The sequence below is a fragment of the Nonomuraea sp. NPDC049421 genome (assembly GCF_040677005.1).
Lineage (GTDB): Bacteria > Actinomycetota > Actinomycetes > Streptosporangiales > Streptosporangiaceae > Nonomuraea > Nonomuraea salmonea.
The window spans coordinates 41,845-53,687 of the sequence record NZ_JBFAQA010000009.1; the positions used below are offsets into that span (position 1 = coordinate 41,845).

An 11,843-nucleotide genomic window follows, 5' to 3' on the forward strand; every position below is an offset into this window, starting at 1 on the left:
GGAGTGCTGGTTCGCCGGCCTCGACGATCTGGGGTGTGCGGGCAGGTTCGGGCGTTACGTGTACGAGGAGGCGTTCAGGTCTGGCGAAGACGCACCCGTCGTACGGAGTGGTCTGCGCCCTTCTTGAGCACGAGGTCGGCGCGGCCCCTGGTGGGGGCGATGTTCTCGACGAGGTTGCGCTCGTTGATGTCGCGCCAGACGTTCTGCGCGAACGCCGTGGCCTCCTCGTAGGAGAGCTCGGCGATGTGGCGGAAGTAGGACTTGGGGTCTTCGAAGGCGGTGCGGCGCAGCTTGTGGAAGCGTTCGACGTACCAGGTGCGGATGTTCTCGACCTTGGCGTCCACGTAGATGGAGAAGTCGAAGTAGTCGTTGACGGCGAGGGACGTGGGCGGGGCCGGCTGGAGGACGTTGAGCCCCTCGATGATCAGGATGTCGGGATTTCTGACGGTTTGGGCGGCGCCGGGGACGATGTCGTACTCAAGGTGGCTGTAGACCGGCGCCTTCACCTCCGCCGCGCCCGCCTTGACCTCCGCCACGAACCTGACCAGCGCCCGCCGGTCATAGCTCTCGGGGAAGCCCTTGCGATGCATGATCTTCTTTGCCTCCAGCACCGCGTTGGGGTAGAGGAAGCTGTCGGTGGTGATCAGCTCCACGTGCGGGTGCTCGGGCCAGCGCGCGAGGAGGGTGTGCAGCAGCCGGGCCGTGGTCGACTTGCCGACCGCGACGCTGCCCGCGATGCCCAGGATGTACGGGACCCGCTGCTCCTCGTGACCCAGGAACGCGCTCAGCACGCTGCTGCGCTGCTTGGACCCGGTGAAGTGGAGGTTGAGCAGCCGGGTCAGGGGGAGGTAGATGTCGGTGACTTCGGTCAGGTCGATGGGGTCGTCGACCCCGCGCAGCTCTTCCAGCTCGTCTGCGGTGAGAGTCAAGGGCGTGTTCTTGCGGAGCTCACTCCACTGCTCCCTGCTCAGTTCCACGTAGCCGTTGTTCACCTAGGCAGCGTAGCGATGCCCGACAAAACGGATCATGGGAGGGGCGCGTCCCCGGATATCCACAACCTGTGGATGAAGGCGTGGGATTACCGAGACTCAGTTCGGGGAAAGTGAAGTGGTTCGGCTGCCGTGAGCGGGTACTGTGCCTGACGGAGGTTGCCATGGACCGTCGCCGCTTCATCTCCACCGTGGCCGCCGGCATCGCCGGGCCCTTCGCGGGTGTCGCGTGCGTGAGCCATCAAGGCCGGGCCAAGCCGGTGCCCGCGTACGGGCCGCTGCGTCCCGTACGCGACCTGCGCGACGGCGAGGTGCGCCTGCACCTGCCCGACGGCTTCCGCTACCGCTCGTTCAGCGTGGCGGGCGGCACGTTCGGCGACGGCTCGACCGTCCCCGGCCGCCACGACGGCATGGCCGCCTTCGCAGGACCCAAGGGCAGCACGATCCTCATCCGCAACCACGAGGTCAACGGCCCGGTCGGCGCGTTCGGCGACAAGAAGCGGGCCTACGACCCGATGGCCGGCGGCGGCACCTCAACGCTGCGCGTCACCCGCCACGGCGAGGTGATCGACAGCGCGCCCTCGCTCACCGGCACCATGATGAACTGCTCGGGCGGCCCCATGGCCTGGCGCGCCTGGGTGACCTGCGAAGAGACGGTCAACGGCCCCGACGTCGGCGACGACTTCTCCGGCGGCGACAACTCCAAGCTCACCCGCAAGCACGGCTACATCTTCGAGGTGCCGGTCGGCCGCGCCGCGAGCGCCAGGCCGATCCGCGCGGCCGGCCGCTTCGCCCACGAGTCCGTCGCCTTCGACCCCTCCTCCGGCGCCCTCTACCTCACCGAGGACAACTTCGGCTTCCCCTCCGGCTTCTACCGCTACCTGCCGCCCAAGCACCCGGTGCTGGCCGGGCGGCTGCTCGACGGCGGCCGGCTGCAGATGCTCGCCGTCAAGGGCGCCAAGCGCAAGGACCTGTCGGTGGGGCAGAAGCGCGGCGCCACGTACGAGACCACGTGGGTCGACATCGACGACCCCGACCCCGACTTCCGTGGCAGGCCGTCCAACGACGAGGCCGTCCAGGCCGTGGGCAGGCAGGGCAGGGAGGCGGGCGCGGCGATCTTCGCCCGGCTGGAGGGTGCCGTGCAGCACCAGGGCACGGTCTACTTCGTCTCCACCCAGGGCGGTGCCACCGCGCCCGGCGACGAGGCGCCCGACGGCTTCGGCGACGGGCGCGGCCAGGTGTGGGGCTACGAGACGTGGAGCGGCAGGCTCAAGCTCGTCTACGAGTCGCCCCGCGCCTCGGCGCTCGACCTGCCCGACAACGTCACCGTCAGCCGCCGGGGCACGCTCGTGCTCTGCGAGGACGGCGACGGCGCCAACTACCTGCGCGGGCTCAGCAAGGCGGGGGAGATCTTCGACTTCTGCCGCCTGGAGCCCATCGAGGGCGACCCGGGCGCCGAGTTCGCCGGCTCCACGTTCGGGCCGGGCGGCCACACCCTCTACGTCAACGTCCAGGCAAGGCAGGGCATGTCCCTGGCCATCTGGGGGCCGTGGGAGCGCGGCCCCTTCTGAAGCCCATACGCTGGGACGATGATCCTGGGTATCGGCGTCGACGTCGTTGACATCGCCCGCTTCGAGGCCGCGCTGCAGCGCACGCCGCAGCTCAAGGACCGGCTGTTCACCGAGGTCGAGCAGCCGCTGCCGGTCCACTCGCTGGCCGCCAGGTTCGCCGCCAAGGAGGCCGTCGCCAAGGCGCTCGGCGCGCCCAAGGGGCTCGGCCATCTGGAGGCCGAGGTGCGCTGCGACGAGCTGGGCAAACCCGAGCTGCGGGTCTACGGCAAGGTGGCCGAGGTCGCGTACGGGCTGGGCGTCAAGCGCTGGCACCTTTCACTCAGCCACGACGCGGGGGTGGCCGTGGCCTACGTGATCGCGGAGGGATAGCGTCAGATCATGAAGACCGCCTACACAGCCGACCAGATCAGGCAGGCCGAGCAGGCGCTCATGGCCCGGCTGCCCGACGGCACGCTGATGCAGCGGGCCGCGGCCGGGCTGGCCGCCGTCTGCGCCGATCTTCTGGGCCGCGTCTACGGCAGCCGCGTGGTGCTGCTCACCGGCAGCGGCGACAACGGCGGCGACGCGCTCTACGCGGGGCAGCGGCTGGCCAGGCGCGGCGCCAGGGTGGGCGTCGTGGCGGCCGGGTCGAAGACGCACGAGGCGGGGCTGCGGGCGCTGCTCGACGCGGGCGGGCGGGTCGTCGATCGGTCCGCCATCGACGAGGCCGATCTGATCATCGACGGGGTGGTCGGCATCGGGGTGTCGGGGGCGCTGCGCGAGCCGTACGCGGAGCTGGCCCAGCAGGCCGCCGCCGCGCGCGGGCAGGTCGTGGCGGTCGACGTGCCGAGCGGGGTCGACGCCTCCACCGGGCGGGTCGAGGGCGCCGCGGTGCGGGCGCGGGTGACCGTGACCATGGGGGCGTACAAGACGGGGCTGCTGGTCGATCCGGGCGCCGCGCACACGGGACGGGTCGAGCTGGTGGACATCGGGCTCGGGCCCTACCTGCCCGACCCCGACGTGGCCGCGCTCACCGACGCCGACCTCGACGTGCTGCTGCCGCGGCCGGGCAACGAGTCGGACAAATACCGCAGAGGCGTGCTGGGCGTCGCGGCGGGCGGCGACCTGTTCACCGGCGCGGCCGTGCTCGCCGTCGGCGGCGCGCTGCGGGGCGGCGCCGGCATGGTCAGGTACGCCGGCCGCCCCGCCCCCGTCGCCCAGGTCCGCTCCCACTGGCCGGAGTCCGTGGTGACGGAGCTCGACGAGCCCTCCATCGCCCGCGTGGGGCGGGTGCAGGCGTGGGTGCTCGGCCCGGGGCTCGGCACCGACGACTGGGCGCACGAGCTGGCCGCCGAGGTGCTCGCCTCCGACGTGCCCGTGCTGGTCGACGCCGACGCGCTGACGCTGGTCGCCAGGGACCGCTCGCTGCTGTGGCGCAACGCCCCCGTCCTCATCACGCCGCACGCCGGCGAGCTGGCCAGGCTGCTGCGCGCCGACCGCGACGCGATCGAGGGCGCCCGCCTCGAACACGCCCGCAGGGCGGCGGCGGAGCTGGGCGTCACGGTGCTGCTCAAGGGCTCGACCACGGTGGTGGCCGAGGACGCCCGCCCGGTGCGGGTCAACCCCACCGGCACGTCGTGGCTGGCCACCGGCGGCACCGGCGACGTGCTGGCCGGCCTCGCGGGCGCGCTGCTCGCCCAGGGCCTGAGCTGCTACGACGCCGCGTCCTGCGGCGCCTACCTGCACGGCGTGGCCGGGCGGCTGGCCGCCGAGGGCGCGCCGCTGGCCGCCGGCGACGTGGCGACCGCGCTTCCCCGGGCCATCCGGGCCGTGACCAGCGCCATTTCGTGACGTCCAGGCCGGGCGAAGCGTGCCCGGCCACGAGCCCGAGCTGCCAGACTGGAGAGATGGACCACCCGATGACCACCCCCGCCGAGGCACGGGTCGACCTGGGCGCCATTCGCCACAACGTGGCCCTGCTGAAAGAGCGGGCCGGTGGCGCGGAGCTGATGGGCGCGGTCAAGGCCGACGCCTACGGCCACGGCCTGCTGCCCACGTCCGAGACCGTGCTGGGGGCGGGGGCGAGCCGGCTCGGCACCGCGTTCATCCAGGAGGCGCTCGACCTGCGCGCCGGCGGGGTGAGTGCGCCGATCCTGGCCTGGCTGATCACGCCTGATGAGCCGATCGCCGAGGCGCTGGCCGCCGACGTCGAGCTGTCGGCCTCGCACCCCGGCCTGCTCGACGAGATCGCCGCCGCCGCCCGCGCCACGGGCCGCGCCGCCAAGCTGCACCTTGAGGCCGACACCGGCATGAGCAGGGGCGGGGCGCCGCAGGCCGCCTGGCCCGACCTGCTGGCCAAGGCTCTTGAGCTCAAGGCCGAAGGCGCCATCGAGATCGTCGGCCTCTGGTCCCACTTCGCCTGCGCCGACATCCCCGGGCATCCGTCGGTCGCGCGGCAGCTGGAGACGTACGAGACGGCTCTGAAGCTGGCCGAGCAGGCCGGCGCCGCGGGCTCCGAGGTGATCAGGCACATCTCCAACTCCGCCGCCGTCGTCACCCTGCCCGAGGCCCGCTTCGACATGGTCAGGACCGGCATCGCGATGTACGGCCTGAGCCCCATCCCCGAGCTGGGCGACTTCGGCCTGCGGCCCGCCATGACGCTGGTGGCCAGGGTCGGCCTGGTCAAGCGGGTCGTGGAGGGCTCGGGCGTGTCCTACGGCCACCTCTACACCACCCCGTGCGAGACCACGCTCGCCCTCGTCCCGCTCGGCTACGCCGACGGCGTGCTGCGCCACGCGACCGGGCGGGCCGAGGTGCTGGCGGGCGGGCGCCGCCGGCTCGTCGCGGGCCGGGTGTGCATGGACCAGTTCATGATCGACATGGGTGACGATCCGATCTCCGCGGGCGACGAGGTCGTCCTGTTCGGCCCCGGCGACGGGGGCGAGCCGACCGCTCAGGAGTGGGCCGATACCCTCGGCACGATCACACATGAGATCGTGACGAGGATCGGAGCGCGGGTGCCCAGGATCTACCACCAGTGACGAAGGGCACATCGCGGCGGCCATGAGTGGAGAAGGATCGGGCACATGACGACGACGACAAGACGGCGCCGGGTAGGGATCGCCGGCGCGCTCGTCGGCGCGGCCTCAGCAGGCGTCGCGGCGGCGGCGCTGGCCAAGCGGTACGCGGTCGGCCGCATCAGGCTGCGCCCCGACACCGAGGCCAGCGAGCCGTTCGGCGAGCTGCGCGGCACCGAGCACACGCTCATCACCTCCGACGGCAAGGCGCTGCACGTCGAGGTCGACGGCCCCGAGCGGAAGAACCCGGCGGCCGACGACGAGCCGCCGCTGACCGTCGTCTTCTGCCACGGCTACTGCCTCAGCATGGAGTCGTGGCACTACCAGCGCAAAGACCTGCGTGACAACTACCGCGTGGTGCTGTGGGACCAGCGCTCCCACGGCCGCTCCCAGCGCGCGGGCGCCGAGGACAGCACGATCGACCGGCTCGGCGACGACCTCGCCGAGGTCATCGCCGCTCACGTGCCCGGCCCCTGCGTGCTGGTCGGCCACTCCATGGGCGGCATGACGATCATGGCGCTGGCCGACCGTCACCCCCACCTGTTCGGCGACAAGATCCGCGCGGTGGCCCTCATCGCGACCTCGGCGGGCAAGCTGGCCGAGCTGACGCTGGGCCTGCCCGCGATGCTGTCGAAGGTCGTCCACAAGGTCGCCCCCACCACTATGTCGATGCTGGGCAAGCGCGGCTCGCTCATCGACAGGACCCGCAACGCGGGCAGCGACATCGCCTTCCTCATCACCCGTTACGTCGGCTTCGGCGACGCGAAGAACGTCAGCCCGACCGTCGTCGACTTCGCCGAGTCGATGATCAGGGCCACCCCGACCGAGGTGGTCGCCGACTTCTACCCGGCGCTGATGAACCACGACAAGCTCTCCGCGCTGCACGTGCTCGACCCGGTGCCCACCGCGATCCTGGTGGGCGACCGCGACTGGCTGACCCCGCCCGACCACAGCAAGGCCATCGCCGCCGCCCTGCCCAAGGCGCAACTGACTGAAGTGCCCGACACCTCGCACCTGATCCAGCTGGAGCGGCCGGGCGTCGTCAACGACGCGCTGCGCGACCTGCTGAAGAGAGTGGAGCTCTAAGTGCGCGTCGCCACCACCGAGGAGATGCGGGCCTTCGGCGCCCGCCTGGCCGCCCGGCTGCGCGCCGGTGACCTGGTCGTGCTGTCGGGCCCGCTCGGCGCCGGCAAGACCACGCTCGTGCAGGGCCTCGCCGAGGGGCTCAAAGTACGCGGCCCCATCACCTCACCGACGTTCGTGATCGCCAGGGTGCATCCGTCGCTGCGGCAGGGGCCGCCGCTGGTGCACGTCGACGCGTACCGGCTGGGTGGTGACCTGGAGGTCGACGACCTCGACCTCGACGCCTCGCTGGAGGAGTCCGTCACCGTCGTCGAGTGGGGCGAGGGGCTGGTCGAGGGGCTGGCCGACGACCGGCTGGAGATCCACATCGACCGCGAGGCCGGCGACGAGGCCCGCGTCGTCACGCTGCGCGGCGTGGGCGCCCGCTGGGCCGGGCTCGGGCCCGGCTCCGTGCCCGACTTCGGGGCTGGCTTCGGGGCCGACACGCCGTCTGAACCGCCACAAGACTAAAACGCAGGTCACTATCCGGTAAGGCTGGCACTCTTGACGTACCGGGCCGGCTATCTGAAACATGATCGTTGGTCAGTGATTCGCCCAGAATTTCTGGGTATCAGGAGGGGCGACATCCATCGTTCTGGTGGATGCTGGGTAGCAAGACGGCAAAGTGGGGTGCGGCCGGTGCTCAGGGTCAGACGAGTCGCGTACGCGGGAGCCATCGCCATGGTCGGCCTGACCGGCTGCTCGGCCTCGGCCGACACCGATCCGACACCCACACCCACCCCGACCGCCAGCGGCAGCCCCACAGGCACCACCACGGCCACCACCACCGCCAGCCCCCGCGTGACCACCACAAGGCAGAACATCAACGTCCAGGTCAACCCCGACCGGGTCACCGCGGGCGAGACGTCTCGGGTGTGGGTGCTGGCCAACTGCCCGGTGCCGACCGGCGGCCCCGCCCACACCGGCACGGCCACGTCCAAGGCGTTCATCAACGGCGTCACGCTCAGCCCCGTGCCGGCGTCCACGACGTCCCCCACCGCGACTTCGGCCTCTCCCTCGCCATGGGTGCGCGGCGAGGCGCAGGTCTCGGGAACGATCCGGCGCGGCAACTACCGGGTCGACGTCAAGTGCGACGGCACCAACGACATGGGCCGCGCCACGCTGCGCGTCGTCGCGGCCGAGCCCGACCCCACCGAGACCACCACCCTGCCCACCAGGGCGCCACGGGCGGGCGGCGGCGGCACGTACGCGCAGGACGCCTCCGAGGAGTCGTCGATCCCGCTCGGCCCCGCGGGCGCGCTCATCGCCCTGGCGCTGGCCGGCGGCATCGGTTACGCGATCAAGCGGCGTACCAGGGCATAAGGTCATGGCCCGTCCAGGACGGGTGGTGCTCGCAGGGGCCGTGACCGGCCTGCTGCTGGTCGCGTTCGGCAAGAGCATGGAGACCGGCACCACCACCCCCGCGCAAGCCTCCGTCGTGCCCAAGGCGATCGACATCCCGTCGATCGACGTGGAGGCGCCGCTGATGAAGCTCAAGCTGCTGGAGAACGGCGAGGTCGAGCTGCCGCCGTACGAGAAGCCGAAGATGGCCGGCTGGTACACCGGCAGCTCCGTGCCCGGCGAGAAGGGCGCCTCAGTGATCATCGGGCACGTCGACACCAAGACGGCGCCCGCCGTGTTCTACAAGCTCAGGGAGTTACGCAAAGGCGAGACGGTGAAGGTCGAGCGCAGTGACGGCAAGGTCGTGCGCTACAAGGTGGACGCGATCGAGCAGGTGCACAAGGACAGCTTCCCGGCGAAAAAGGTGTACCTGGAAGACGGCCTCAAACTGGTAACGTGCGGTGGCAAGTTCGACTACGCCAAGGGCGAATACGTCGACAACATCATCGTCTACGCATCCCAGGTCTGAGGCTCATGACCGACACCGACACCGACACCGACACCGACACCGAGATCGAGATCGAGACCAACCCGCCCGCCACCGGTGCCCGCGTACCCTGGGCCGACGTGCCCTCGGCGGTGCGCGCCGCGATCGAGGACTTCCTGGGTGACGCCGTGGCCGAGGCCGTCACGCAGCCGGGCGGCTTCTCCCCGGCCGCCGCCGTCCGCCTGCGCACGCGCGGCGGCAGGCGCGCCTTCGTCAAGGCCGTCGGTCCCGAGCCCAACGCCGACGCCGTCCGCATCTACCGCTCCGAGCTGGTGAACGCCGCCGCGCTGCCCGCGTCCGTGCCCGCGCCCAGGCTGCTCACCGGGTTCGAGCGCGACGGCTGGGTCGTGCTCGTCTTCGAGGACGTCGAAGGCCGCCACCCCGCCATGCCCTGGCGGCGCGACGAGCTGGACCGGGTGCTGGCCGCCGTCGAGGAGATGTCCGCCGCGCTCACCCCGTCGCCCATCGACGCGCCCCCGATCGAGGAGGTGTTCGGTGAGCAGTTCCACGGCTGGCGCAACCTCATGAACGAGGACACCACCGGGCTCGACCCCTGGGTGGTGCGGCACCTCGGCGAGCTGGCCGAGCTGGAGTCCGGATGGGCCGCCGCGGCCGCCGGCGACACCCTCGCCCACGCCGACCTGCGGGCCGACAACATCCTGCTCACCGACGACCGCGTCTACGTCGTGGACTGGCCGTGGGCCGCCCGCGCCGCGTCCTGGTTCGACCTGGTCGGCATGCTGCCGTCGATCGGCATGCAGGGCGGGCCGGCGCCGCACGAGCTGGCCGAGCTGCCCGGCGACGACGTCACCCGGGTCGTGGCCGCCATGACCGGCTACTTCGTCCGCATGTCCAGGCAGCCGGCCCCGCCTGGACTGCCCACGCTCAGGGCGTTCCAGCGGGCGCAGGGCGTGGTGGCGCTCGACTGGCTGAAGCGGCGTACCGGCTGGGTGTGACCCCGCCTGCGGGTAGGCTAAACAGTCGTGCTGGTCCTGGCTTTTGACACCGCGACGCCCGCCGTCACCGCGGCTCTCCACGACGGCGAGCGAGTGCTCGCCGAACACACCACCATCGACGCCCGCCGCCACGGTGAGCTGCTCGCGCCCGCCATCGAGCTGGTGCTCGACGCGGCGCGGGTGACGCTGCGCGAGGTCACGGCCATCGTGGCGGGCAGCGGGCCCGGCCCCTACACCGGTCTGCGGGTGGGGCTGATGACCGCGCAGGGCCTCGCGACCACCCTGGGCGTGCCGGCGTACGGCATCTGCTCGCTCGACGCCGTCGCCTACGCGAGCGGGCGCACCGAGCCCTTCATCGCCGCCACCGACGCGCGGCGCAAAGAGGTGTTCTGGGCCCGCTACTCCGATCTGCGCACCCGCGTCGACGGTCCCTTCGTCGACCGGCCCGCCGACGTCCCCACCGAGGGGCTGCCGGTGGTCGGCGCGGGCGCCCGGCTCTACCCCGACCTGCTCGGCGACGGTGCGGGAGCGCCCCCCTACCCCTACGCGGGCGCGCTCGCCGCCCTGGCGGCCGAGCGGCTGGCCAAGGGGGTGGCGCTCGACCCGCCGCGTCCGATCTACCTGCGCAGGCCCGACGCGGTCGTACCGGGCGCCCCCAAGAAGGTGACGGCGTGAGACTCAGGCCGATGACCGAGGCCGACCTGCCGGCGGTCATGGAGATCGAGCGGGTCACGTTCCCGCTCGACGCGTGGAGCGAGGGCATGATGCGCGGCGAGCTGGACGAGATACCGCGCACCCGCCACTACGTCGTCGCGCTGGTCGACGACGAGATCGTCGCCTATGCCGGGCTCGCCGCCGCGGCGGACCAGGCGGACGTGCAGACCATCGCGGTGCTGGAGAAACACCAGCGCAACGGCATCGGCAGCGCCATGCTGACCGAGCTGCTCGCCGAGGCGCGCCGCAGGGGCGCGCGAGAGATCTTCCTTGAGGTACGCGCCGACAATCCGCGCGCCCAGAGCGTCTACCGGCGCTTCGGGTTCGAGGAGATCGGCACCCGCCGCCGCTACTACGACGACGGCACCGACGCGATCATGATGAGGAAACGGCTGGATGACTGACGCACCCCTGGTCCTGGGTATCGAGACGTCCTGCGACGAGACCGGCATCGGCATCGTCAGGGGCCACACGCTGCTCGCCAACACCGTCGCCTCCAGCATGGACGAGCACGCCAGGTTCGGCGGGGTCGTGCCCGAGGTCGCCTCGCGCGCCCACCTGGAGGCCATGACGCCGACCGTGGAGGCCGCGCTGGCCCAGGCCGGGCTGACGTTCTCCGACATCGACGCCATCGCCGTCACCGCGGGCCCTGGCTTGGCCGGTGCGCTGCTCGTGGGGGTGGCCGCCGCCAAGTCCTACGCGCTCGGCCTCGGCGTGCCCCTCTACGGCGTCAACCACCTCGCCGCCCACGTCGCCGTCGACCAGCTCGAGCACGGGCCGCTGCCCAAGCCCTGCATCGCGCTGCTCGTCTCCGGCGGGCACTCCTCGCTGTTGCTCGTCCCCGACGTCGCCGAGGACGTCATCTCGCTCGGGTCCACCGTCGACGACGCCGCCGGTGAGGCGTTCGACAAGGTGGCGCGGGTGCTGGGGCTACCGTTCCCCGGCGGGCCCCACATCGACAAGGCCGCCCGTGACGGCTCCGGGGCGGCCATCGCGTTCCCGCGCGGCAAGATCGACGACGGGACGCTCGACTTCTCCTTCTCCGGGCTCAAGACGGCCGTGGCACGGTGGGTCGAGGCCCGGGAGGCGTCGGGGCAGTCCGTGCACGTACCCGACGTGGCCGCGTCCTTCCAGGAGGCGGTGGTCGACGTACTCACCCGTAAGGCGCTGCAGGCCTGCCGCAAGTACGACGTCCACGACCTGCTCATCGGCGGCGGCGTCGCCGCCAACTCCCGCCTGCGCGCCCTGGCCCAGGAGCGCTGCGACGCGGCCGGAGTCCGCCTGCGCGTGCCCCGTCCCGGTCTGTGCACCGACAACGGTGCCATGGTCGCCGCCCTGGGCTCAGACTTGGTGGCCGCCGGCATCACCCCGTCCTCCCTCCAAATCCCCGCCGACTCCTCCCTCCCGATCACCACCATCCACGTCTAAGGGGGTCGGGGTCTTCCCGGACGCGCTCCCCCCAGCTCTCGTCCCGCCGTCGTGCGCGGGCGTCGGTTGGGGGGAGTGAGGGTTCAGCGTCTTCTCGGACGCGCTCCTGACCCCTGCAG

General features: G+C 71.9%; 13 protein-coding genes. 12 read left to right on the forward strand and 1 reads right to left on the reverse strand.

Annotated elements, in window-relative coordinates; genetic code table 11:
- Positions 1-74 precede the first annotated feature (74 nt).
- Positions 75-977 carry a type I pantothenate kinase gene (coaA, locus tag AB0K18_RS17270; RefSeq protein ID WP_364915381.1) on the reverse strand — a complete coding sequence of 301 codons (903 nt, stop codon included), beginning with the start codon at positions 975-977 and terminating at the stop codon, positions 75-77.
- 176 nt (positions 978-1,153) lie between these two features.
- Here coaA and AB0K18_RS17275 point away from each other — a divergent pair, with 176 nt between their 5' ends.
- The 12 genes from AB0K18_RS17275 to tsaD all read left to right on the forward strand — a co-directional run bounded on the left by AB0K18_RS17275 (position 1,154) and on the right by tsaD (position 11,724).
- On the forward strand, positions 1,154-2,560 hold the full coding sequence (locus AB0K18_RS17275; protein ID WP_364914961.1) for an alkaline phosphatase PhoX: 1,407 nt from the start codon (positions 1,154-1,156) through the stop codon (positions 2,558-2,560).
- Positions 2,561-2,578: 18 nt separating this feature from the next.
- On the forward strand, positions 2,579-2,929 hold the full coding sequence (locus AB0K18_RS17280) for a holo-ACP synthase (RefSeq protein WP_355425531.1): 351 nt from the start codon (positions 2,579-2,581) through the stop codon (positions 2,927-2,929).
- A 9-nt stretch (positions 2,930-2,938) separates the two neighbouring features.
- Positions 2,939-4,390, forward strand: a complete 1,452-nt coding sequence (locus AB0K18_RS17285) for an NAD(P)H-hydrate dehydratase (protein WP_364914962.1) — start codon at positions 2,939-2,941, stop codon at positions 4,388-4,390.
- Between the two features lie 56 nt (positions 4,391-4,446).
- A complete protein-coding gene (alr, locus tag AB0K18_RS17290) occupies positions 4,447-5,580 on the forward strand; it encodes an alanine racemase (protein WP_364914963.1) in 1,134 nt (377 codons plus the stop codon).
- A gap of 45 nt (positions 5,581-5,625) precedes the next feature.
- Positions 5,626-6,702: an alpha/beta hydrolase gene (locus tag AB0K18_RS17295; RefSeq protein ID WP_364914964.1), complete on the forward strand. Its 1,077-nt coding sequence runs from the start codon at positions 5,626-5,628 to the stop codon at positions 6,700-6,702.
- Complete coding sequence (gene tsaE, locus AB0K18_RS17300; RefSeq protein ID WP_364914965.1) at positions 6,703-7,209, forward strand: tRNA (adenosine(37)-N6)-threonylcarbamoyltransferase complex ATPase subunit type 1 TsaE; 507 nt, start codon at positions 6,703-6,705, stop codon at positions 7,207-7,209. It abuts the gene before it with no gap.
- A 168-nt stretch (positions 7,210-7,377) separates the two neighbouring features.
- A complete protein-coding gene (locus AB0K18_RS17305; RefSeq protein ID WP_364914966.1) occupies positions 7,378-8,061 on the forward strand; it encodes a hypothetical protein in 684 nt (227 codons plus the stop codon).
- A 4-nt stretch (positions 8,062-8,065) separates the two neighbouring features.
- Positions 8,066-8,608: a class F sortase gene (locus tag AB0K18_RS17310; protein WP_364914967.1), complete on the forward strand. Its 543-nt coding sequence runs from the start codon at positions 8,066-8,068 to the stop codon at positions 8,606-8,608.
- Between the two features lie 5 nt (positions 8,609-8,613).
- The gene (locus tag AB0K18_RS17315) at positions 8,614-9,582 is read left to right on the forward strand and encodes a phosphotransferase (RefSeq protein ID WP_364914968.1); all 969 of its coding nucleotides are present in this window, start codon (positions 8,614-8,616) and stop codon (positions 9,580-9,582) included.
- 27 nt (positions 9,583-9,609) lie between these two features.
- The gene (tsaB, locus tag AB0K18_RS17320; protein WP_364914969.1) at positions 9,610-10,257 is read left to right on the forward strand and encodes a tRNA (adenosine(37)-N6)-threonylcarbamoyltransferase complex dimerization subunit type 1 TsaB; all 648 of its coding nucleotides are present in this window, start codon (positions 9,610-9,612) and stop codon (positions 10,255-10,257) included.
- An 11-nt stretch (positions 10,258-10,268) separates the two neighbouring features.
- Positions 10,269-10,700 carry a ribosomal protein S18-alanine N-acetyltransferase gene (gene rimI, locus AB0K18_RS17325; protein WP_345409520.1) on the forward strand — a complete coding sequence of 144 codons (432 nt, stop codon included), beginning with the start codon at positions 10,269-10,271 and terminating at the stop codon, positions 10,698-10,700.
- Complete coding sequence (gene tsaD / locus AB0K18_RS17330) at positions 10,693-11,724, forward strand: tRNA (adenosine(37)-N6)-threonylcarbamoyltransferase complex transferase subunit TsaD (RefSeq protein ID WP_364914970.1); 1,032 nt, start codon at positions 10,693-10,695, stop codon at positions 11,722-11,724. Before rimI ends, tsaD begins: the two co-directional genes overlap by 8 nt.
- Positions 11,725-11,843: the final 119 nt, after the last annotated feature.